The organism is Chryseobacterium scophthalmum (assembly GCF_900143185.1).
Classification (GTDB): Bacteria; Bacteroidota; Bacteroidia; order Flavobacteriales; family Weeksellaceae; genus Chryseobacterium; species Chryseobacterium scophthalmum.
Genome location: NZ_FSRQ01000001.1, coordinates 1,999,175 through 2,021,480, shown reverse-complemented (window position 1 = coordinate 2,021,480; position 22,306 = coordinate 1,999,175). Strand labels below are relative to the sequence as shown.

18 protein-coding genes are annotated in these 22,306 nt (G+C 37.5%); 6 read left to right on the top strand and 12 right to left on the bottom strand.

From position 1 onward, the window contains the following. Positions 1-9: 9 nt before the first annotated feature. The 9 genes from BUR17_RS09135 to mobA all read right to left on the bottom strand — a co-directional run bounded on the left by BUR17_RS09135 (position 10) and on the right by mobA (position 11,769). Positions 10-1,197 (bottom strand): efflux RND transporter periplasmic adaptor subunit, encoded by a 1,188-nt coding sequence (locus tag BUR17_RS09135; RefSeq protein ID WP_074229984.1) that lies wholly within the window; start codon positions 1,195-1,197, stop codon positions 10-12. 20 nt (positions 1,198-1,217) lie between these two features. Continuing rightward, positions 1,218-5,612 carry a CusA/CzcA family heavy metal efflux RND transporter gene (locus BUR17_RS09130; RefSeq protein ID WP_074229983.1) on the bottom strand — a complete coding sequence of 1,465 codons (4,395 nt, stop codon included), beginning with the start codon at positions 5,610-5,612 and terminating at the stop codon, positions 1,218-1,220. A 21-nt stretch (positions 5,613-5,633) separates the two neighbouring features. Next, positions 5,634-6,242 (bottom strand): hypothetical protein, encoded by a 609-nt coding sequence (locus tag BUR17_RS09125; protein WP_074229982.1) that lies wholly within the window; start codon positions 6,240-6,242, stop codon positions 5,634-5,636. Between the two features lie 11 nt (positions 6,243-6,253). Beyond that, complete coding sequence (locus tag BUR17_RS09120) at positions 6,254-6,937, bottom strand: HupE/UreJ family protein (RefSeq protein WP_074229981.1); 684 nt, start codon at positions 6,935-6,937, stop codon at positions 6,254-6,256. Positions 6,938-7,056: 119 nt separating this feature from the next. Continuing rightward, a complete protein-coding gene (locus tag BUR17_RS09115; protein WP_074229980.1) occupies positions 7,057-7,314 on the bottom strand; it encodes a hypothetical protein in 258 nt (85 codons plus the stop codon). 85 nt (positions 7,315-7,399) lie between these two features. Next, positions 7,400-7,864, bottom strand: a complete 465-nt coding sequence (locus tag BUR17_RS09110) for a hypothetical protein (RefSeq protein ID WP_228418650.1) — start codon at positions 7,862-7,864, stop codon at positions 7,400-7,402. A gap of 74 nt (positions 7,865-7,938) precedes the next feature. Next, positions 7,939-9,939, bottom strand: coding sequence for a conjugal transfer protein MobC (gene mobC / locus BUR17_RS09105; protein WP_074229978.1), 2,001 nt, complete (start codon positions 9,937-9,939; stop codon positions 7,939-7,941). Between the two features lie 100 nt (positions 9,940-10,039). Beyond that, positions 10,040-11,329 (bottom strand): conjugal transfer protein MobB, encoded by a 1,290-nt coding sequence (gene mobB, locus BUR17_RS09100; RefSeq protein WP_074229977.1) that lies wholly within the window; start codon positions 11,327-11,329, stop codon positions 10,040-10,042. A gap of 2 nt (positions 11,330-11,331) precedes the next feature. Beyond that, the gene (gene mobA / locus BUR17_RS09095; protein ID WP_074229976.1) at positions 11,332-11,769 is read right to left on the bottom strand and encodes a conjugal transfer protein MobA; all 438 of its coding nucleotides are present in this window, start codon (positions 11,767-11,769) and stop codon (positions 11,332-11,334) included. 681 nt (positions 11,770-12,450) lie between these two features. Between mobA and BUR17_RS09090 the strand changes: the two genes are divergently transcribed. The 3 genes from BUR17_RS09090 (at position 12,451) to BUR17_RS09080 (ending at position 14,307) form a co-directional block, all read left to right on the top strand. Continuing rightward, on the top strand, positions 12,451-13,218 hold the full coding sequence (locus tag BUR17_RS09090) for a ParA family protein (protein WP_074229975.1): 768 nt from the start codon (positions 12,451-12,453) through the stop codon (positions 13,216-13,218). A 4-nt stretch (positions 13,219-13,222) separates the two neighbouring features. Next, positions 13,223-13,660 carry a DUF3408 domain-containing protein gene (locus BUR17_RS09085; protein ID WP_074229974.1) on the top strand — a complete coding sequence of 146 codons (438 nt, stop codon included), beginning with the start codon at positions 13,223-13,225 and terminating at the stop codon, positions 13,658-13,660. A 140-nt stretch (positions 13,661-13,800) separates the two neighbouring features. Beyond that, positions 13,801-14,307 carry a conjugal transfer protein TraD gene (locus tag BUR17_RS09080; protein WP_446681834.1) on the top strand — a complete coding sequence of 169 codons (507 nt, stop codon included), beginning with the start codon at positions 13,801-13,803 and terminating at the stop codon, positions 14,305-14,307. Positions 14,308-14,320: 13 nt separating this feature from the next. Here the strand turns inward: BUR17_RS09080 and BUR17_RS09075 are convergent, their stop codons facing one another. Genes BUR17_RS09075 through BUR17_RS09065 form a run of 3 tightly spaced genes read right to left on the bottom strand, consistent with a single transcriptional unit; the run spans position 14,321 to position 18,961 of the window. After that, entirely contained in the window at positions 14,321-14,974 is a 654-nt protein-coding gene (locus BUR17_RS09075) for a DUF5710 domain-containing protein (RefSeq protein WP_074229972.1), read from the bottom strand. A gap of 22 nt (positions 14,975-14,996) precedes the next feature. Continuing rightward, positions 14,997-16,817 carry a UvrD-helicase domain-containing protein gene (locus tag BUR17_RS09070; RefSeq protein WP_074229971.1) on the bottom strand — a complete coding sequence of 607 codons (1,821 nt, stop codon included), beginning with the start codon at positions 16,815-16,817 and terminating at the stop codon, positions 14,997-14,999. 2 nt (positions 16,818-16,819) lie between these two features. After that, positions 16,820-18,961, bottom strand: a complete 2,142-nt coding sequence (locus BUR17_RS09065) for an ATP-dependent nuclease (RefSeq protein WP_074229970.1) — start codon at positions 18,959-18,961, stop codon at positions 16,820-16,822. A gap of 191 nt (positions 18,962-19,152) precedes the next feature. Between BUR17_RS09065 and BUR17_RS09060 the strand changes: the two genes are divergently transcribed. From BUR17_RS09060 to BUR17_RS09050, 3 genes are read left to right on the top strand one after another with little or no spacing between them, the layout of a single operon-like run. Beyond that, entirely contained in the window at positions 19,153-19,458 is a 306-nt protein-coding gene (locus BUR17_RS09060) for a DUF4134 domain-containing protein (protein ID WP_074229969.1), read from the top strand. Positions 19,459-19,469: 11 nt separating this feature from the next. Then, on the top strand, positions 19,470-19,799 hold the full coding sequence (locus BUR17_RS09055; protein WP_074229968.1) for a DUF4133 domain-containing protein: 330 nt from the start codon (positions 19,470-19,472) through the stop codon (positions 19,797-19,799). Then, complete coding sequence (locus tag BUR17_RS09050; protein WP_074229967.1) at positions 19,796-22,300, top strand: TraG family conjugative transposon ATPase; 2,505 nt, start codon at positions 19,796-19,798, stop codon at positions 22,298-22,300. The genes BUR17_RS09055 and BUR17_RS09050 overlap by 4 nt, the downstream gene beginning before the upstream one ends. Positions 22,301-22,306: the final 6 nt, after the last annotated feature.

The following is a 22,306-nucleotide window of genomic DNA, read 5'->3' as shown; positions in this document are numbered from 1 at the left end:
AAATCTTAACTATTCCTCTTCTTCGGCATTTTTAATCGCTGATAAAATAGTGTACGCATTTTTGGTAACTATTTTTATTTGTTGAGGATTTGCTGTTGATGGTAATTCTATGCCCGTGTAACCTTCTTGTTCTATGCCTTTGGCAACTTGTATTAATTGAAAAGTATAACCGTTTTTGCCTTCATTGGTCTGCGCAATAATATAATCCACTCCTTCTAACTGTACAAGTGCATCATTCGGCACTGCATTTTTTTCATCTGTTCCGGTTTCTACCCACGCTTTTACATACATTCCCGGCAGTAGTTTTACATCTTTAGTAAAATGGCAATGTACGGGTATCATCTTTTTATCGTCTGCAGCCTGCCCAACCAAAAATACTTTTCCGGTGTGCTTGTAATCATTTTCATTGGATAGTGAAAACCTAACGGTTTGCCCTACCTGAATTTTGCCTAAATCTTTCTCAAAGGCATTTAAAGCAAGATGTAGGTCATTGGTACCTGTAATTTCAAATAGGATATCGGTAGGCGATGCGTATTTTCCGATATTGGTATTGCTGTTTTTTATGTAACCTGATATGGGTGCATAAATGCCCGCTGTTCTCGAAATTTTATTGCTCCTTTTAAGAGAAGCAGTACTGATGCCAATCAAAGCCATTTGCTGCTCTAATCCTGAGATGCGGGCTTTCATTACTTTGAAGTCGGAACTTACCTGCTGGTAGGTTTTTGCTGCATTTATATCCTCATTTCTTAAATCCTGTTGTCTTTTGTATTCCTGCGATAGGTATTCTAACCTGCCAATGCTTTCTAAATACTCCTGTTGTATGGAAATAAATTCAGGGTTTTCGAGTGTGGCTAATTGTTGCCCTTTTTTTACAAATTGCCCGGGTAATAAACCTGCTGATTTGATGTAACCGCCTAAAGGTGCAGATACGGTGGCTACACTGTTGGGTTCGGCTTCAATTGCACCCGTTAGTTTGATGATATTGCTTAGGTTTCGCAGTTCTATAGTACCCGTTTGTATATCCGATAATTTGTACTGGTCTGGCGTAAATGTTATTTGTTTTACTTGGGATGCAGTATCGGTTTTGTTCTCTGTAACTGCCTGTTCTGTAGCTGTTTCTTTTTGGTCTTTACAGGATAACACCGTAATTACTACGATTAGTAAAAAGGGAATGTATTTTTTGAACGAACTATTCATTTTTCTAATTTTTTTAATGATTATTTATTGCCGGAAAGTGTTTCAATGGCGATAATTGCCTTATTGAAATTGTACAGGCTTTCTACGTAAGCGGTACGAATGTTATTTGCCAGCGTTAAATTTTGCAAATGCTGGGCATAGGAAACCTCACCGCTTTTAAAACTTTTTTCGGAATTGCTGATGATTAAATTGGCTTGTGGCAGAGCTTGTTGCTGATAATAATTCAGCTCATTCTGAAGTTTGGCATATTGCTGTTCCAATTCTTTTAACTGACCATTGAGGTTGGTTTTATTCAGCTCCACCTGTGTTGCTGCAATTTCCCGGTTAATTTTTGCTGCATTAATTTTTGATTTATAACCTCCCGGAAACAATGGAATGCCAATACCAATTTGAAAAAAGCTAAACCTGTCTTTTCCGGTATAAGTCCTGTCAATACCATTGATGGTCTGCATTCCTTTATAAGTCTGAGCGCTATAACCCAAAATAATTTCGGGCAACATTTTACTCTTTTCAACCTGTATTTCCTGCTGGCTTACGTTTACTTCTTGTTGCAGGTATCCAATAATGGGATTGTTATTTGCAGAAAAGTTTTCGATAGTTAATAGTAATTCTTTAGCCGTAAGGTTGGTTTCTGCAATGCTGATATCATCTGTGGTATTCAGTAAAGTTTGCAATTGTTGTTTGGCAATTTTCACATCGGCATTGTTTTTTTCAAGTTCATTTTGAATTTGTTTTAACTGAACGGAAGAGGTCATTTTTTCAAGATTGGTACTTTCTCCCGTTCTGTATCTTGCATCACTTGCTTTGCTCAGATTGCTGTAAATACTGTCTAACGCTGCAATGAGTTTTCCTTTTTCCAGAACATACTGGTATTGCAAATACGCCAGCTTCACATTTTCTATCAATTCATTTTCCGAAACGGCTTTGTATTTTTCTGTGCTGATTATCTTTTCTTGTGCCAGTTTTGACTGGTTGCTGTACAGTGTAGGAAAGTCAAAGCGTTGGGTCACGTTAATGAGATTATCATTAATGGTTGGGTTGCTTACAACGCCCTGTGTGTAAGAAAGCTCAGTTTTTGGAATGGTTACGCTTCCTTTTTTCAAAGCTTTTTGAACATTGATGTTGTATTCGGCAATCCTTATGCTGTTGTTGTTTTTTACGGCTTCATCAATAGATTGCTGTAAGGTCAATACTCTTGTGTTTGTTCCAGAAGATACCTGCGCTTTCAGTGTAGATGAAAAGCATAAAAAACCTAAGAGCAATATTGCCGTTGGTAATGTTTTATTCTTTTTCATTTTGAATGTTGATTTTGTAAAATAGATATAGAGCACCGGAAGCACCAGTAAGGTAAGCGCTGTTGCAGTTATCAGCCCGCCAATAACCACGGTTGCTAAAGGACGTTGTACTTCTGCACCTGATGAGGAAGAAATAGCCATCGGAAGAAAACCTAATGATGCCACCATTGCCGTCATTAATACGGGTCTTAACCTCACTTTTGTGCCAATGCGCACTCGCTCATAAATATCGGTAACGCCTTCTTTTGCCAATCGGTTAAATTCTGCAATGAGTACAATACCGTTCAATACCGCTACGCCAAATAGCGCAATAAATCCTACACCAGCAGAAATACTAAAAGGCATATCTCTTATCAGCAATGCAAATACACCACCTATAGCTGAAAGCGGAATAGCTGTAAAAATCAGCAAACCTTGCTTCACAGAACGGAATGTAAAATAGAGCAATAGCAAAATAAGCAATAGCGCTACCGGTAAGGCTACGGCAAGTCTTGCATTGGCTTCTTCCAGATTTTTGAACTGTCCGCCGTAAGTAATATGATAACCTGCCGGCATTTTTACTTTGGCTGCAACGATGTCCTGTATATCATTCACAATGCTTTTTACATCGCGGTTACGAACATTGAAACCAAGCGTAATACGTCTTTTGGCATTATCTCTCTGTATTTGTACAGGACCCGGTTTATAGGAAATATTGGCGACTTCGCTTAAAGGTATTTGCTGTCCTGTTGGTGTACTTACAAATAGGTTTTGTACATCTGTAATGTCGGCTCTTGATGCGCTGTCTAATCTTACCACTACATCAAATCTTCTTTCTCCTTCGTACAGCAAGCCTGCAGTTTTTCCCGCAAATCCTGTTTCAATGGCACTGTTTACATCTTCTACGTTCATACCGTATTGTGCTATTTTATCTCTGTCGAATTGGATGCTTATTTGTGGCAATCCTGTGATTTCTTCAACATACAAATCTTCTACACCTTCAACGGATTTTATTTTCTTTCCTACATCAGAAGCCAAATCTGAAAGTACATCCAGGTCTTCTCCATAAATTTTCAAGACAACATCTTGCTTAGCTCCGGTTAGCAACTCATTAAAACGCATTTGTATAGGCTGTTGAAAGCTGAAAGTAGCATTTGGAATAACAGCAAGTGATTGTTGCATTTTATCAATCAATTCTTCTCTATCTGCTGCGCTTGTCCATTCTTTTTTAGGTTTTAAAACAACGACCATATCACCGGCTTCAATCGGCATTGGGTCTGTAGGGATTTCTCCCGAACCTATCTTATTCACTACCTGCTTTACTTCGGGATAATTTTTCAGTAAAATATCTTGCGCTTTTTGGGATACATCTATCATCTGGTTAATGGAACTGCCCACGGGAACTCTTGTTTCTACTGCAAAGTCACCCTCATCTAATTGGGGTATAAATTCTCCGCCCATTCTGTTGAATGCAAAAAGGGTTATAACAAACATTGCCACGGCAATAGATATTACCAACAGCTTTCGTTTCATTGCTCCTTCAATGATGGGGCTGTACACTCTTTGAATGGCTCTCATCATTTTATCCGAAAAGTTGTCTTTGTGCGTGGTCTTTTTGCTGAGGACTAATGCAGACATCATCGGAACATAAGTGAATGACAATAGGAATGCGCCCATAATAGCAAATGAAACGGTTTGCGCCATTGGTGTAAACATCTTGCCTTCTACACCTACCAATGCCAGTAACGGTAGGTAAACAATAAGAATGATGATTTCTCCAAATGCTGCTGCCGAACGAATTTTGGTTGAAGACTGAAACACTTCTTCATCCATTTGTTCTTGTGTAAGTTTTTCTACTCCGCCGTACCGGTTTTTGCTGGTTGTTATTCGGTGTAGTACTGCTTCTACAATGATTACCGTTCCGTCGACAATAATTCCGAAATCGATGGCACCAAGGCTCATTAGGTTTCCGGATACGCCAAAAAGGTTCATCATCGCTATGGCAAACAGCATTGCCAATGGAATAACCGAGGCTACCACAAGACCGCCACGCAGATTACCAAGGAAAAGTATCAAAACAAAAATTACAATTAAAGCACCTTCTACCAAGTTGGTTGATACTGTTGATATGGCGCCATCTACTAATTTTTTCCTGTCAAGAAACGGCTCTATCTCTACACCTTCGGGCAAACTTTTTTGAATTTCTTCAATCTTTGCTTTTACATTGGTAATTACTTCAGAAGAGTTGGCACCTTTTAGCATCATCACAATTCCGGTAACGGTTTCTCCCTGCGCATTTCTTGTTGCTGCCCCATATCTTGCCCCATTTCCGAAACGGACATCTGCCACATCCCTTAACAAAACAGGAATGCCCCCTTCGTTTTTAACTACGATTTTTTTAATTTCCTCAATATTCTTTACCAAACCTTCGCTTCGAATAAAGAAAGCATTTGGGCCTTTATCGATATAAGCACCACCAGTGTTTTGATTATTCTTTTCTAAAGCGGTGAAAATATCGGATATATTGATGTTTTGGCTGGCGAGCCTGTCTGGCTCTATGGCTATTTCATACTGTTTTACAAATCCGCCAAACCCGCTTACTTCTGCTACTCCCGGTGTTCCTAAAAGTTGTCTTTTAATAATCCAATCCTGAATAGTTCTTAATTCGGTAGCATCGTATTTGTCTTCATATCCTTTTTTAGGATGGATGACGTATTGGTAAATTTCGCCTAAACCTGTGGTAAGCGGTGCCATTTCAGGAACACCGACACCTTCGGGTATGTTTTTAGCAGCCAAGGTCAACCGCTCCTGAACTTGTTGTCTTCCCCAATAAATGTCTACTTTTTCTTCAAAGACAATTGTAACTATGGAAAGACCAAAGCGAGAAAAAGAACGCATATCTTTTATGCCGGGAATACTTACCATTGTTTGCTCTACCGGAAAGGTTACGAGCTGTTCTACTTCCTGCGCTGCCAATGTGGGCGATACTGTGATTACCATTACCTGATTGTTTGTAATATCGGGCGTTGCATCAATAGGAAGTTTGGTAACGGAATAGGAACCCCAGCAAATTAATGCCAGGGTAAATAATCCTATTACCAACTTATTTTTTATTGAAAAATGAATGATGTTGTTTAACATATCATAATCTTGTTTGAATGGTTATTGTTTAAGGAGATACTGTCCTTTCATTTTGATTTTGACAGTAATGTCCTCATTTGAATTGTTTTTGAAATACCATCCTTGCGGACCTTCAAACGGAGCAAGAAATGAACCTGCCATATTGTTTGAATAAGCAATGGTGTAGCTTTCAAAGTAGTTGCTGTTGTTTTTTACCTCTCCGTGAAAATCAAAGTACAGTTCACCTTTATCGGTAATCCACTCATATTTTAATTGTCCGTATTTCAACATATTTACTTTGTACTCCAATCCTTTACCGGCAGGAATAACTACGCTTACATCATCTGTACGTTCTGCCAATTGTGTAGCAGGCGCAGGGTTGTTTGCGGCATCAGGCTTTGCCACATCCGCCGGCGAACCTACATTTTCCATTTTCAATATCTTGTGCGGTTCTGAACTTAGATTTTCTGTACTTCCTTCTGGTACATATAACTTGCTGAAACCGGTTGCCTTTCCTATTCCTAAGGGGTCTATACCATATTCAGCTGGTAATACTGCACTTACGAGAAGGGTGGTTCCAATAATTAAAGCAATGATTACCTGCTTTATGATAGATTTTTTATCTAAAACTTTATGTGCTATTTCTGACATTTTGATAATTGTTAAGAGTTAAAATAACCGACTAACTGGTAGCCGAATAATAAAAAGCCCGCTGCCATAAGCAACATATTGGTAACTGTAGAGAATTTGAAAAAGCTCGGTGATTTTCTCCAAAGGGTGATAACAAATAATACAAGAGCTAAGGCGATGAATTGACCTATCTCTACACCGATATTGAAACCAAGCAGGTTGGTCAATAATCCTGTTCGGTCAAAACTCAATTCCTGTAATTTACTGGCTAAACCGAAACCGTGAAAAAGTCCAAAGATTAAGACAGCCGCTTTTGTATTAGGCTGGCGACCAAGGAATTTTTGAAAGCCACCTAAATTATCAAAACCTTTGTAAACGATTGAAAGTGCTATAATAGCATCGATGAGGTAAGCGTTGATAGCCATATCTGCCAGTACACCTAATAAAAGGGTAATACTATGACCAATGGTAAAAAAACTCACATACAAAAGCACTTCTTTTGGACGATAAAGAAAAAAGATAACGCCCACAAGAAATAATAAGTGGTCGTAACCTGTAAGCATATGTTTTGCCCCTATATACAGGAACGGTACAAAAGCAACGCCTGAATTTCCACTTAAAAAAGTTTGGGTATCCTCATCTACTCCGTGAGCATACGCCGACCCTGAAACCAATAGCAATAAGGCTATTGATAAAACAATTTTTACATACTGCATTTGAAATTAATTTTTTAGTTAGGCAATAAAAGCCTGGCAGTACTGCGTACAAGGGTACGCAATACCAAACAGTCGCAGGCTTTGCTACAATGATTATAAGACTTTGCTTAAAAAATTAATTAATGCTTATGTCCGTGTGCTTTATCAATACTGTCCTGCTTTAAAGGAGCTACAGTTGAACTATCTGCTTTTGCAGCAGGTGCAGTATGATTACCGGAAGGATCGTGGGAATGCCCGTGTGCTTTATCAATGCTATCTTGATTTGCTGTTTCCACAGGTGTCACTTGATCAGTATTATCTGAAGATTTTTTCTCGTTGGTATTGCAGGCAACTAAGGTAAGGGCAGCAAAAGCCGCTATAATGAATGATTTTTTCATTGTTTAAAAAATTTGATAGTAAGAAATAAATAATTTGCCCGAAAAAATGGGCATACGTCAAATTTTAACTTTCGAGGATTGAAAGTTAAGCAACAATGAATGAAGGGGGACCCCGAAGGGAATAGGCTCCGTGGAGCGGTGGTAGATAAATAATATGCCTATCTGGTGGAAAAGTATTTTTCTGATAGTCAACTATATATTCAACGGGCGCAGTAAAATGAATAGGCAGAGCCTTAATAGATTTTACGTCGTCCTTGGAAATGACAATTTTAGTTTCGCTTGAATTTGTAAAGGATATGTTTTCACCAGCGTGTATAAAACCCGAAAATGCAATCTCTAAGGGTGTTTCGCCATTGTTTTTGCCGTTATGATGTTCGTCATTAACAATTTCAAGGTGGTGATGGTGCGATACAATGCCGTGCCCCAAAATCATTATTTGGGCAACAATTAAGAATAATATGGCAGTGTATCTACGCAACATTTTGACAAAGATATACAAATAAGTTTTGTTGGTAACAAAAGAAAGCAAAAAAAAGAATTTAAGAACCATAATAAATTTAATAATAACTCCCTAACCAACCATTTTTAAATTTGTCTGCTTACTGAAGTAGTTGTAAGAACATTTTATGCCTGCTGTAATAAATGTTGTAAATCTGGGTCGTTCTTAATTCTTTCCAATTCATTTTCTACAATATTCAAAATGTCCATCTTTATTTGTCGGTAATTCCCTTCAATCTGTTTTTTCATTTCATCTTCGCCCTGCTGGTTTACGAAAGATAATATTTGTGGTATCTTTTGGTACGCTTTGGTTTCTGATGCTACACTTTCATTGTCCACCACAATTTCAGCGTGAAAGATTTTCTGTTCAATTCGCTCATCGAAGTTATCCGAAACTGCACCAACAAACATCCCTTGTGTTAAAGTTGAAATTTTTGAAGCTGGGATTAAACTGTCCAATTGCGTAGAAATGGAAGTTGATTTGTCGCTTCGGTTGATGGTTAAACTTTGTCTTTTCTGCAACACCTTTCCGAAACGTTCCGAAAGGCTTTTTGCAGTTTCTCCCACCACTTGTCCGCTGAAAATATTACCAACCGTATTCTGAATAACCTTGCTTTCCTTGTCGCCATAATCTCTCGTCAATTGTGAAAAATCTTGAAAACCTAAACAAACAGCCACTTTATTACTTCTTGCAGTTGCAATCAAATTATCCAATCCTCTAAAGTAAATAGTTGGCAATTCGTCTATGATAACCGAACTTTTTAATTGCCCTTTTTTGTTGATTAGCTTTACAATCCTTGAATTGTATAATCCCAACGCTGCGGAATAAATATTCTGTCGGTCGGGATTATTACCTACACATAAAATTTTAGGTTCTTCAGGATTATTAATATCCAAAGAAAAATCATCGCCAGTCATAACCCAATACAACTGCGGAGAAATCATTCTTGATAAAGGGATTTTTGCCGATGCAATTTGTCCTTGCAATTGGTCTTGTGCGCCACCTTGCCACGCATCCATAAAAGGAGATAAATAGTTTTCCAAATCGGGATATGAAGTTAAAATCGTGAAAACATCTGAATATTTTTTGTTCAGCAATTCAATAGCGTGCGGAAATGTGCAATATTTTCCGTCATCGTAAATTTTCAAATACCAAATAATGGCAGCTAACAAAATTATCGGACTTTCTACAAAAAAATCGCCTTGTTTCTGTATCCAACTTCGGTTGAGGTTTAGCATTATGGTATAAGCAGCTTCGTAGGCATCAGAAATATCCGTCATAAAATCAGGATTGAGCGGATTGCAACGGTGGCTTTTTCGTGGGTCGTCAAAATTTATCACATAAAATTTTGGCTGAACTTTGTATTTATCCCGATGTTTTAATAAATGATTGTATGCAATGGTAGAAAGGTCATCAAATTTAAAATCGTAGATGTACATTGAAAACCCTTTTTCAATTTGTTGCTTTATATAATTATTTACAATCGCATAAGATTTTCCAGAACCGGGTGTTCCCAAAACAATAGTCGCCCGGAAAGGATTGACAATATTTATCCAGCCATTATTCCATTTGCCCTTATAATAAAACTTTGTAGGAAGATTGACAGAATACTCGTTTTCCATCAATTTAGTTTCCTGCTGAAAACTCTCATTCTCATTGTTGAAAACATCTTCCATTAAATTGGTACGGAGTAAACGGCTCATCCAAACTCCTGCTACCATCAAAGCAATATAACCTAAAGCAGTGGTAAAAATATACAGAAATGTGGCAGTTAATAAAGGTAGTTTCAACAAAGGAAAATTCAGAAAAAACAAAATAATTCCAATCGACAAAGCTACATATATTTTAGACCAAGTTATCTTCTCATTTTTAACGCCTTTTGTTCCCAAACAGCTTAATGCCAACAGTACCAAAGCAAAAATTTTGGTGTATAAATTGTGCGAAAACAAACCGGCTGTTCGGTCAAAATTGCCTAAGATTTTGTTGATTATTTCCAGCGTCCAGCCACGTTCCAAAAAGAAACCGTAGCAGAACCAATAAAGGTGCATCAGTACCAAAAGGATACTTACTGCCCGCATAAATGCCATTATTTTGGCAAGACCTCTTAAATCGTCTTCTCCCTGCATTATTTTAGTTTTAATGTTCGGGCGTGAATTTAAAAGTTGTAAATATTGGTTTTTAAAATGTGGTAGTCAATGTCTGCGAATGGCATTGTTTGGCGGATTGCTATTGCTGTCCTCTATGGCGTTTCCTTTTCTTCTTCATTTTATTTGCAAAATCTTGTTCTTCATAATCTTCTCCTTGTATTTCAGGCAATAAGCCGCCCAATGCTTCGACCAAACCATCTTCGTGTTTTTCAGTATTTAAAAAATCGAAGAAATGATGAGGTTTTTCCACAGGTAAATTTTCCGCATCGTTTGACTTAGAAGCTTTTATTTGTGATTGAACTGGTTCTTTAATTTCCGGTTTGATGTTGTTATTCCAATAATCGTTAAAAGTATTAGCAGAAAGTTCTTTTCCCAATCGTGAACCATTCCAAATTGTCTTAGAATTATGGTCTATAAAAGTTATTCCGTAAATTCGTCCTACATCATTTCTGCGCACCACTACATTAATTCCTTGTTCGGTTAATTGTTTCTTAAAACTCAATTCATCAGTTGTTGATTGTAAAGCAATGTTTATAGCAGATTTTAAAGTTTTTTGAACAGGATTATTTTTTAATGCAATTTTACTTTGCTCAAAATGCAATTCCAAAGCTGGAAGTCCAGCACTTTTCCCAAACAAAGATGCCTTGAACGGATGACCTGCTTTTTCTCCTTTTTCATTTAAGGGAATGTACAATAAACCCTTCTGCAACTGCCCTTGCAATTCTCCTTCTACCTTTTCGGTGGTAATGTTAAACAAAGAAAGCAAGGCGTTGTATTCTCCCAAAGTTTGGTATTGATAATAGTTTGGCAAATGGCGAATAACTGAAGCTATCTGACTTTTTACATCGCCTGCTTTGTAATTTATGGGACTAAAAATCTTGTCATTCAGCTTATGTTCTTTATCTGTAGCAGCTATCAATCCGTGTTTTCTTTCTAGTTCACGGCAAATATTCATAGACCTCATTTTTTCGAATTTGTCCGAAATCTTTTTGCCTTCTTCGTCCACGCAAACCGATACGATATGAATATGGCTACGGTCAATATCGGCATGTTTGAATACCACAAAAGGCTGGTCGCCGTAACCCATTTCCCGCATATATTCTTCTGCCATTTCCCTATACCGATCATCGCTTACCTTATCTTTCGGGTCGGGATTGAGAGAAATATGCAAAGTATGTTTCTCGGTATTGCGGTTGGCTATCAGGTAAGGAGCAAAAGATTGGGCTAATTGTGCAACGGAATAATGACCTTTAGCGGTTTCAATCATCTTGTTTGCAAACAAAATCTGTCCGTTTTCATTCTCCACTTTGAGCTGATTGTACGCCAATGCTCCGTATAAATTTCCGCTTCTTCCGATTTTTGCTATCATTTTTACAGCTGTTTTTTCAAATGTTTTGTTTCAAATTCTTCGCTAATCTGAATGATTTTTTGACACAACATTGCCATTTCAGCCGTTTGTTTTTCTAATTTGTATAGAAACGCTGCGGCTTTTTTCTCGGAAAAATTCTTATACAAAAGCTTCACTATTTGGTTGTAATTGACACCCACAGAACGAAATTGACTATGAAACGAAGTCAATCTCATATAAAAATCAACCGTGCCTTTATCTATTTTAACTGATTTCATCTCGTTACCAAACAACAGAGAAATGATAAACTTTGCTTTATTGGGCATTCCCGATGTTTCAAAAAGCGATAAAAGTTTGGCATTTTCTTCATCAGTAAGACGAAAAACGTGGCGGTGGATGCTTGGGTCGATTTTTGCCTTCCGTCCGCCTTTATTTTGTTTTCTTTTATTATTCTCATTCATCACTAATCCATTTTAAATTCATACAAAACCTCGACTTCGGAGTGGTTTTTTCAGCTCCCGGCAGGGCAAGTTGTTTTGAGGCACGAACTCGGTTTCGAGTGCCTCAAAACACAACTTGCCGTGTTCTGATGAACACAAAAATCCGCCCTTCGGGACGGATTAAATTTAACAGGGAAAAACGGCTCGATGCCGTTCTGTTTAGTGTCCATTTTTGAGAGATACTTTGCATAAATCTGTTAATAAAAATCATTTTACAAAGTAAAGATCTGCTTATGAGAGTATTGCAAGACATTACCAAGACAAACATTGCCTTTGAGTGCCAAACACCGCCAAAGCCATAAAATTGATTGAAAATGATGATTTCTTTGCTTTTGAATGTTGGCAGGAACTCCATCAGGGATGATAGATTGATAGCATTCCGGAATGCAGATAATCCAGCAATCTTGACGGCAGGATTGCAAGGATGAAAGAATGATAGCGTGACGGCTTGTAATCAAGATTGCTTTCGTGAATGCAGGATTATAGGAACGCTAGAATGATGGCTATCCTGACTGATAGCAAACAATAATGAGTGCTGTCTTGCAGACCAGTAGGAAATCACGAATTCAATAAAGAAAGACTGCCGGTTATCCTGCAAGCAAGCCTGAAAACAAGAATACGAAAACTTTAAATTTTTAAAATATGGACACAAAAAAGAAACCTCTGTTTATTGCATTTTCTTCTCAAAAAGGTGGCGTTGGCAAAAGTACATTTACAACGCTCGTTGCAAGTACGATGCACTATAGATTGGGCTACAATGTAGCTGTATTTGATGCGGATTTTCCACAACACAGTCTGATGAAAATGAAGACAAGAGATTTGGCAATGGTTATGGAAAATGAAACTTTAAAAAAGCTGGCGTACAAACAATTTACCACCATCAACAAAAAAGCCTATCCGATTATGCAGCACAAAGCGGATAGTGTATTGGAAGCGGCTCAAGAATTTGTAAATACTTCTACCACTCCTGTGGATGTGGTATTTTTTGACTTGCCAGGAACTGTGAACACGCCAGGAATTCTGAATGCATTGGCGGGAATGCATCACATTTTTACGCCCATCGCAGCAGACCGTGTAGTAATGGAGAGTACACTCATTTTTACACAACTTTTGCAGGATGTGATTATGAAAAAAGGAGAAACCTCCATAGAAACCATTCATCTTTTTTGGAACCAAGTGGACGGAAGAGAAAGTACGCCATTGTATGCTGTTTACAATCAATTGATTGAGCAATTAGGATTGAGTTTGATGCAAAGCCAAATCAAGAACAGTACACGTTTCCGCAAAGAAAGTGAAGCGGATAGCAAAACAGTTTTCCGTTCCACAGTAATGCCGCCGGATGAACGATTGATGAAAGCTTGTCAATTGAATTTATTCATCGAGGAGTTTTTAAAAATCATTCAATTATAGCCTTATGGAGAAAGATAATAAAAGAAAAGCTACGCCCGATATTAACGAGGAAATGATGATGAACTTGATGGTGGATGGCGTAAAAAAAGACGGAATACAGCTTCCTCCTGAACCCATTGAAAAAATGGAAAATGAGGCTGTAAAACAAGAAGAATTTTCAAGAAATAAACCTGCCCAAAAGGAAAAGAACCGAACAAAGAAAATTCTTGATGGAAGTTATGGCGACCATTTTTTGAAAACGCATTCGATGACAAAGCGTGGAGATAAAAGCATCTACATCCGGCAGGAATATCACGCACGATTATCCCGCATTATACAGGTTATAGGAAAAGATGAAATACCGCTGTATGCTTACCTTGATAATATTTTGGAGCATCATTTTGAAGTATTTGAGAAAGCCATTATAGACGATTTTAATGAGAAATATAAACCCATTTTTTAAAACATTTAATTATGGAAATAGTAATTGTAATATGCTTGCTGATTGTAATTTTCTTGCTTGTACAAGATAAAATCATCATCAATAAAAAGTCGAAACAAAAACCGACACAAGAAAAAATCAATCCAAATCTTCCTGATATTATGGGTCTGCCTAAGCCAGTAAGAAGCCTTTCGATGCCAAACACTGCCAATGAACGCCAAATTGAGGAAGACGAAATAAATCCTGATAATTTAGACATAGAATACGACGAAAATGAAAACGTAGGTATTCAAATTCCGCAGGAAGAGCTGGACGAAGTTTTCAGAAATATACCTGATTTGGATGAAGAGGAAGAGGAATGGAACAGGTACGGAATATCCGATGGCGATGACGGTTTTGCCCAAGGGGTTACCTTTGAAGAACTAAGCTCCGTGGGGATGTTGCTCCAAAAAGAAGAATTGGAACCAGCCCAAAAGGAAACAGCGGTAGATATAGTTCAAAGATTACAGGGAACCGAATTATTTAGTTTGCTGGAAAGTTCAATAGATGGTGCTTCCAGAAGAATTGCCGAGCTTTTGGACAGTACTCTCACTTCTGAGACGGATGCCGGTTCTTCCACTTTGCGGAAAAGTGATGTGAGTGATTTTGATATTGGGGAATTTGTGTGAGCAAACTCCCTTTTTATTTTTGCTGCTCTAAAAATTCTTCGTAGGATACTGATTTGGCATATTTAGGAATGACATCAGCATTGCTTAACCAAGAATAATCAGCATCTATTTCTACATCAAATTTTGACGGAACAGTAATGAAAGTTAATTGTTCATATTCTTCTATTTCTAAAGGAAAGAAAGCGCCGCCCGGTTCTGAATGTAGAAAAAAATCGCCTTGCAAGGCTCCACAATGTTCACAATGATTAGCCCAATAACTACTTTCCGCTGTTTTAGAATATGCAATTTTATAATTTGGAAATAATCTTTTGATTTTACCTGCAATTTCATTTTCGATGAATACTGGCATACTAAAAAAAGACAATCCATCGGCTCGAAACCATTTTTCATCCTCATTTTCGTCGGTATTCAAATAATAAAAATTATTTGAAGCTAAGGAAATGACAGCAGTTTTGTTTGCACATTTATAGCAATCACTACTATTTAAAGCAATTGATACGGGCGATTTTATAATAACCGATACTTTTGATTTGTCTATCCAGTGCTGGAAATCATTAATATCCTTATGGTCAGGAACAAACCAAGTTTTTTGTTCTACATCCCAAAAAGCGCCTTTTGATTTGGCACTGTCTTTATCGCTGTAGGGTACATTTATTTTTAATGGCATCGTAATTTATTTTTTTAATGGCTCAATCCATCCCTTCAAATTTTTGGAAAGAATAATCATAAGTATATTCAAGCAAATGTGAGGTTGGGGGCTTTCCATCTGGCGCATAAAACTTATGAACATTTCTATATTTTTCAGAAATAAGATGTAAATTTTTTCTTGCTCTCGAAGCTAATACATACAAGAGTTTCTTTGAATTTTCAATACCATTATTATCATTAAAATGAGGAACATAACCGTCCAATAAGCCAAAGCCAATAACTGCATCGTATTCTTCACCTTTAGTTCCGTGTATTGTGGAAACAGTAATTCCATCTCGCTGTCTGAATACTTTTCTGAAATTTTCAATATCCCCAATATATGGATTTCCTTCATCAATCAATCTCTGAATTCTACTTTCAGAACTTGCAAAAAATGAATTGAAATGTTCATCTAACAAGGGAAAATTGGGCAGTACAATTTTTAACTTTTCACAAATCTGATTAAAGAAACTTTTTAAATAAGTTAAACCATCTGTCTCGTTTATCTCAAAAGAATTACAAATTCTTAAAAATTCTTTACTACTTACATTTGAAACATCAACACCTGCACTATCCAGTTCATTTAATATTTCTTTACTCCACCTTAGCCTTCTTACATACATAAAAGGAGATGGTTCCGTCAATGCAACTCTTGAAACCTTGAACCAAAAATTATCAATATCCCGAGAAAAAGGAGCCATTCCTGGTCCGTCAAAACTGAAATCAGGAAGTCTGATGATAAGTTTTCTTGTAATGCTTGCGATATGTACCCATTGTGGAGCAGTGATGCATATTTCGTTTGGGCTAATTCCGGCTGTTTCTACATTGTACAAAATTAACTGAGCTAATTCTTCAATTAAATCATCAACTGAGACAACTGAATTAAATGTAATTATACTTGGATAATCTTTTCCATTACCAAATGCAACAATTGGAGTGTCGAAAGTTTTATAATAATCAAAATAGTTGATAATAGCCGACGATGACCTATAGTTTTTATCTAAGCTTAATGGGGTCAATTCAAATCCTAATAATTTTTCTAATTCATCTTTAGGCATTGGGTAACCTCCCAGCGAGTCGTAAATAGATTGGTTTGGGTCGCCAACAATAAGTGTTTTTGAATTGCCTTTGTTAACGCTTAATATTTTGGATATGATGTGATACTGTATTTCCTTAGTATCCTGATACTCATCAATTAAAATAAAAGGGAATAATTTGGATAGAATATTTGCTACAACTGGTTTTGATTTGAGTATTTCATAAGCGTAAAACAAAATTTGTTCAAAATCAATCTGTCGGTTTTTTTCAAGGATTGCAAAATATTCCCCAAGAATTTTTTGTAACGAATTATGTTTTTTTGTGTCTAAACAGGTCAAATAGAAATTATCAGTTTTGGCAAGGATGCCACAATCATAATAGGTTATTTTTTCTTCTTTATAGGGTTTGCATAATTCGGTCAATATCTTTTCGCTGTCAAAAGAATTGATAACCTTAAAGCCGTTCTTCAATCGTTCAGAATACAAATGATATGGCTTTAAAATCCATTCCATACAAAAAGAATGGATAGTGCCAATCCATAATTGTGACGTATCGACACCTAATAACTCAACCCGCTCCTTTATCTCATCGGAAGCTCTATTAGTGTAGGTTATGGCTATAACGAATTCCTTGTCTGATTTCAACCTGCTTAACTCATAAGCAATTTTGAATGTAAGGGTTCTCGTTTTACCGCTTCCGGGACAAGCAATAAGAAGTACGCTATTATCTTCAAGAATTGCATCTTCCTGTTCTTTATTGATACTGTCTTTTTCCCAAATAAACATAACTACTTCAGTTTATCTATTAGTATTAAAATTTGGTCGTCTGGCAGTACAAGGTCAAAGTCAAAAGCTAAGTCTTCCAATTTATTTGTTCCATTTCTATATTTCAAAAGTTCCGCTTTACAACTTGTAAAATCGAGGGCATTATCAGCTTCAAAATGTTTATTCATTCTATATTGGATAATGTCTGCAACTATGTTTGAAGAATAGGTTTCTTTTGCAAAAAGGATAGCATCAAGAATGTAAGCTGGGATTTCAGTTTTATAAGAAATATGTTTGCCTAGCATAATTGCAAACCAACCTTTTCCTTCCTGTTTTGCCATTGTAAGCACCCGCTTACCATAAATAGCCACATCGGCACTTTCGATATCCGTTTTTGCTTGCGTACGTGTTGCTGGGTCAATATAGACTTTTTTAATAATCCTCTCCACTTCCCAAGCGTTTCCTTCTGAAATAAAATCTACTTCAAAAGTGTGCTTCGCATAAAATGCTTTGACCCACGTATTACCTGCTTCAAATGCATCTAATTTTGTTTTTCTTTCCAGCCCTTTTTGCTTAGAACCGGCTACTTTTTTCTTATACTTTTTCAAAGCATCACTGTCGCCAGCATTTTCAGTAGTATCGCAGATAGCATCATCTAAATCTGTGAGGATAGCACATTTACGTTGTATCCTGTCATTATGGAAAAGTTGCGCAACATTTTCAAACCCAGTGCTTCTAATGTTTATCAAACTTATTCCCAACTCGTCCAAGCTTATCCCCAAAACTTTCTTTACTATAATTGGGATTAGAATTTCTTCGGCATCGCCTTCTACCAAAATCACACCTTTAGCAAAGAGCAAGTTGGTTCTTACCGCATCCAAGTAACGTTGTACCTGATTGATGTTTTCTGCCCCCAAGTCTGTAGAAGGCTGATAAACCTCTGCATAATTTAGTTTTTTAGCTAAGATGTTTATGTTTTCTACATTACTGACTTCAGATATTTGCGTAGAATGGGTTGAATATATGATTTGAGTATCACCATAATCTAATTTGTCGAATAATGTTTTTTGAATGTGATTATGAATATGAGCCTCTGGCTCCTCTATAATTAAGAAATTTGCGAATGTATCTTTTGATTTTCGATATTTAAATTCCAAAAGTTTTAAGGTCAGGAAAATAAGATTAGCACCTCCCAAGCTTAACTCGTGGATACCGCCTTCATATTCTTCTCCTGGTTCTCCAATAAATAATTTCAAGGATTGGAGCAGTTTTTCCGCTTCATCAGGAACACTAGATTTTATAGATAATGATGAGGGAGAATAGGTAAGCCCAACAGCATCTTGAATTGTTGTTTTAATATCATCACGGATAGTCTGTACATCTGGAAGTGCTTCAATGCTTTCATTCAATTCTTTTACTAAATCGCTGATAGGCTGGTAATCAGCATCTTTTATTTCGCCACTTTTATTTTTTAAAAGGGTGAGTAACGGATTGGTTCTGTTATTATGGAAATCACTTACAACATCTCTTAGTGCCTGTATAAAAGTAAATGAAACTTCTTTTGCAACAGATAGCTGATGAGGAATTTTGGAACCAAATTTTGACGCATCAATAGCAGAAGGAAAAATGACATTTTCAAAATCACCTACAAGTTCTTTATACACATCAGGGTCGTTAAAATCCGCTGTACTTTTCCCTGTAAAAAACGTTTCATAGTTATCTAAAATGTTAATATCATCAAGGATAGCTTGTAATCCTGCTTTGTCGCCTTCCGCTAACTCAGAAAGTTTTTGTCTGATGTCTGCTTTTGGGCGAAAAAAAAGATTGTAAGTAGCTTTTTCTACATAGTCCGCTTCGGCAATACCGGTTCCGTGTATGAATAATGATTGAATGGCTTCTTCATCATTCAGTTCATCAAATTCTATGCTGATTATAATCCAATGACCTTTCCATCTTCCTTTGTCTAAAGTTCTATTAAAATCACCCTCAGTTAGTTTATAGGCAAACTGAAGAGAAGCATCTTCCAAAAGCAATCTGATTGCTTTAAAAACGTTGGTTTTTCCTGAACCATTTTCACCTATAACGGTGTTTATTCCTTTATTGAAATTGAAATATGCATTAACAAAATTTCTATAATTGACAAGGCTGACTTTAGATATGTACATTTAAAATTTGCGTTTTTAAATTAAGATTTTCAAAACAACTAATATAATACTTTTCTACGTTTTGGATGCCACCCACCGCCAAACAATTCCTCTCATTGCCACTTTCTTACAACGCTTTAATTTCTGAAACACCTTTGTCCCGAAAGTCCGCAAGGTGCGGGAAAACAGTAACAAATTAATGTGTTTCAATTATGGAAAAACAAAGAAAAAAAGTTTTGCTGGCAGCCGTGGCTATGCTGTCAGGAATTGGTGCGTTCGCACAGGGAAACGGTGTGGGCGGCATCAACGAGGCTACGCAAATGGTAACTTCTTATTTCGACCCCGCAACTCAATTGATTTACGCTATCGGTGCAGTCGTAGGGTTAATAGGCGGCGTTAAAGTGTACAACAAGTTTAGTTCGGGCGACCCCGACACAAGCAAAACGGCAGCTTCGTGGTTTGGTGCGTGTATCTTCTTGATTGTGGCGGCTACTATCCTGCGTTCATTCTTCCTATAATCCCAAGCCTTATGAATTACAATATCAACAAAGGCATCGGAAGAACGGTGGAATTTAAAGGGCTGAAAGCACAGTATCTGTTCATTTTCGCAGGCGGATTACTGGGTACGCTTATTCTCGTAATGATACTGTATATGGCAGGTGTAAACTCTTACTTCTGTCTGTTTCTTGGTGCGGGCGGTTCTTCGCTGATAGTGTGGCAAACCTTTTCGCTCAACAGAAAATACGGCGAACACGGATTAATGAAAATCGGGGCAAAAAAAAGACATCCCAAATACATCATCTGCCGCAAGCTCGTGCACCGCTATCTGAAATTCAATCCTAAACAAAATATCGTATGAGAAATGTAGCAAAAACAACCACATTGGAAAACAAATTTCCTTTGTTAGCAGTAGAAAACAACTGCATCCTTTCAAAAGATGCAGACATTACTGCCTGTTTTGAAGTGCGATTGCCGGAACTCTTCACGGTAGCAGCGGCAGAATACGAAGCCATTCATTCCGCTTGGCACAAGGCGATTAAAACCTTACCAGATTTCACGGTGGTTCACAAACAGGATTGGTATATCAAGGAAAATTATGCGCCAGATTTGACAGAAGAAAACCAAAGTTTTTTGGCAAAATCCTATCAACGGCATTTCAACGAAAGACCTTTTTTAAATCACTATTGCTATTTGTTCCTTACCAAAACGAGCAAGGAAAGAATGCGTATGCAAAGCAACTTCAGCTCGCTTTGCAAAGGTTCTCTTATCCCGAAAGAAATTAGGGATAAAGAAGCGATACACCGATTTATGGAAGCAGTTTCACAGTTTGAGAGGATTGTAAACGATAGCGGATTTGTAAGCCTGCAACGCCTAACTGAAGATGACATCATCGGAACAGATGAAAAGCAAGGCTTGTTAGAACAGTATCTAACACTTTCAAGAGAAGTAGGTACGCCAATGCAGGACATCGCTCTCGGTTCCGAAGAGGTTCGTATCGGTAATAAAAGATTAAGCCTTCATACTTTGTCGGACACCGATGATTTGCCAGGAGCAGTTTCAATTGATACCCGTTACGAAAAATTATCTACCGACCGAAGTGATTGCCGACTGTCTTTTGCTGCCCCAGTAGGTTTGATGCTCAGCTGCAATCATATCTACAACCAATATTTGTTTTTGGATAACAGTGAAGACAACCTGCAAAAGTTTGAGAAATCTGCAAGGAATATGCACTCTTTGGCAAGGTACAGCCGTGCCAATCAAATTAACAAAGAATGGATAGAAAAATATCTGAACGAGGCTCACAGTTTCGGGCTGGCTTCTATTCGTGCGCATTTCAATATTATGGCGTGGTCAGATGACCCAGCTGAACTAAAGCAGTTGAAAAATGATTGCGGAAGTGCCTTGGCATTGATGGAATGTAAACCACGCCATAACACTACTGATGTAGCTACTTTGTATTGGGCAGGAATGCCGGGCAACGCTGCCGATTTTCCGAGTGAGGAAAGTTTTTACACCTTCATTGAACCAGCATTGTGCTTTTTTACGGAAGAAACCAATTACCACAATTCGCCTTCGCCATTCGGGATAAAAATGGCTGACCGATTGACCGGCAAACCTATTCATTTGGATATTTCGGATTTACCTATGAAACGTGGAATTATTACCAACCGTAACAAGTTTATCCTCGGTCCTTCGGGAAGCGGAAAATCCTTCTTTACAAACCATATGGTACGGCAGTATTACGAGCAAGGCGCTCACGTTTTGCTGGTGGATACGGGTAATTCTTATCAAGGTTTATGCGAACTTATCAAAGGTAAAACCAAAGGCGAAGACGGCGTTTATTTCACTTATACCGAAGATAATCCGATTGCATTTAATCCTTTCTACACAGATGATGGCGTTTTTGACATTGAGAAGCGTGAAAGTATCAAGACTTTGATACTGACCCTTTGGAAACGTGATGATGAACCACCAACTCGTTCGGAAGAAGTTGCCCTTTCTAATGCCGTAAGCGGATATATCGAACGGATAAAAACCACTGATGATTTCCCGTCTTTCAACGGTTTTTACGAATATGTAAAAGGCGATTACCGCAAGGTATTAGAAAGAAAAGAAGTCAGGGAAAAAGACTTTGATATTGCCAATTTTCTCAACGTGTTGGAACCTTATTACAAAGGTGGCGAATATGATTATTTGCTCAATTCTGACAAACAGTTAGACCTTCTTACAAAACGTTTTATCGTGTTTGAAATTGATGCGATTAAAGACCATAAAATCCTCTTTCCCGTGGTAACCATCATTATTATGGAAGTTTTCATTAATAAAATGAGAAGACTTAAAGGTATTCGAAAACTCATACTGATTGAAGAAGCGTGGAAAGCGATTGCCAAAGAAGGAATGGCAGAATACATCAAGTATTTGTTTAAAACCGTCCGTAAATTCTTCGGAGAAGCCATCGTCGTTACGCAGGAAGTTGATGACATCATTCAATCGCCTATCGTGAAAGAAAGTATCATCAATAATTCAGACTGTAAAATCCTTTTAGACCAACGCAAGTATATGAACAAGTTCGATGATATACAGGCAATGTTGGGACTGACGGATAAAGAGAAAGGGCAAGTACTTTCTATCAATATGAACAATGACATCAGCCGTCTGTACAAAGAGGTTTGGATAGGATTAGGTGGTACGCACTCGGCAGTTTATGCCACCGAAGTTAGCCTAGAGGAGTATCTCGCTTACACCACCGAAGAAACCGAAAAATTAGAAGTGATGCAACTCGCTTCTGAATTGGATGACAATGTAGAACTCGCCATCAAGCACATCGCAATGCAGCGACGTGATAAAGTAAATCAATAATCTATA

Excerpts from the sequence above, each read along its gene's own strand:
- BUR17_RS09135 (WP_074229984.1), bottom strand. The coding sequence starts at position 1,197 with ATGAATAGTTCGTTCAAAAAATACATTCCCTTTTTACTAATCGTAGTA.
- BUR17_RS09130 (WP_074229983.1), bottom strand. The coding sequence starts at position 5,612 with ATGTTAAACAACATCATTCATTTTTCAATAAAAAATAAGTTGGTAATA.
- BUR17_RS09125 (WP_074229982.1), bottom strand. The coding sequence starts at position 6,242 with ATGTCAGAAATAGCACATAAAGTTTTAGATAAAAAATCTATCATAAAG.
- BUR17_RS09120 (WP_074229981.1), bottom strand. The coding sequence starts at position 6,937 with ATGCAGTATGTAAAAATTGTTTTATCAATAGCCTTATTGCTATTGGTT.
- BUR17_RS09115 (WP_074229980.1), bottom strand. The coding sequence starts at position 7,314 with ATGAAAAAATCATTCATTATAGCGGCTTTTGCTGCCCTTACCTTAGTT.
- BUR17_RS09110 (WP_228418650.1), bottom strand. The coding sequence starts at position 7,864 with ATGGTTCTTAAATTCTTTTTTTTGCTTTCTTTTGTTACCAACAAAACT.
- mobC (WP_074229978.1), bottom strand. The coding sequence starts at position 9,939 with ATGCAGGGAGAAGACGATTTAAGAGGTCTTGCCAAAATAATGGCATTT.
- mobB (WP_074229977.1), bottom strand. The coding sequence starts at position 11,329 with ATGATAGCAAAAATCGGAAGAAGCGGAAATTTATACGGAGCATTGGCG.
- mobA (WP_074229976.1), bottom strand. The coding sequence starts at position 11,769 with ATGAATGAGAATAATAAAAGAAAACAAAATAAAGGCGGACGGAAGGCA.
- BUR17_RS09090 (WP_074229975.1), top strand. The coding sequence starts at position 12,451 with ATGGACACAAAAAAGAAACCTCTGTTTATTGCATTTTCTTCTCAAAAA.
- BUR17_RS09085 (WP_074229974.1), top strand. The coding sequence starts at position 13,223 with ATGGAGAAAGATAATAAAAGAAAAGCTACGCCCGATATTAACGAGGAA.
- BUR17_RS09080 (WP_446681834.1), top strand. The coding sequence starts at position 13,801 with ATGGGTCTGCCTAAGCCAGTAAGAAGCCTTTCGATGCCAAACACTGCC.
- BUR17_RS09075 (WP_074229972.1), bottom strand. The coding sequence starts at position 14,974 with ATGCCATTAAAAATAAATGTACCCTACAGCGATAAAGACAGTGCCAAA.
- BUR17_RS09070 (WP_074229971.1), bottom strand. The coding sequence starts at position 16,817 with ATGTTTATTTGGGAAAAAGACAGTATCAATAAAGAACAGGAAGATGCA.
- BUR17_RS09065 (WP_074229970.1), bottom strand. The coding sequence starts at position 18,961 with ATGTACATATCTAAAGTCAGCCTTGTCAATTATAGAAATTTTGTTAAT.
- BUR17_RS09060 (WP_074229969.1), top strand. The coding sequence starts at position 19,153 with ATGGAAAAACAAAGAAAAAAAGTTTTGCTGGCAGCCGTGGCTATGCTG.
- BUR17_RS09055 (WP_074229968.1), top strand. The coding sequence starts at position 19,470 with ATGAATTACAATATCAACAAAGGCATCGGAAGAACGGTGGAATTTAAA.
- BUR17_RS09050 (WP_074229967.1), top strand. The coding sequence starts at position 19,796 with ATGAGAAATGTAGCAAAAACAACCACATTGGAAAACAAATTTCCTTTG.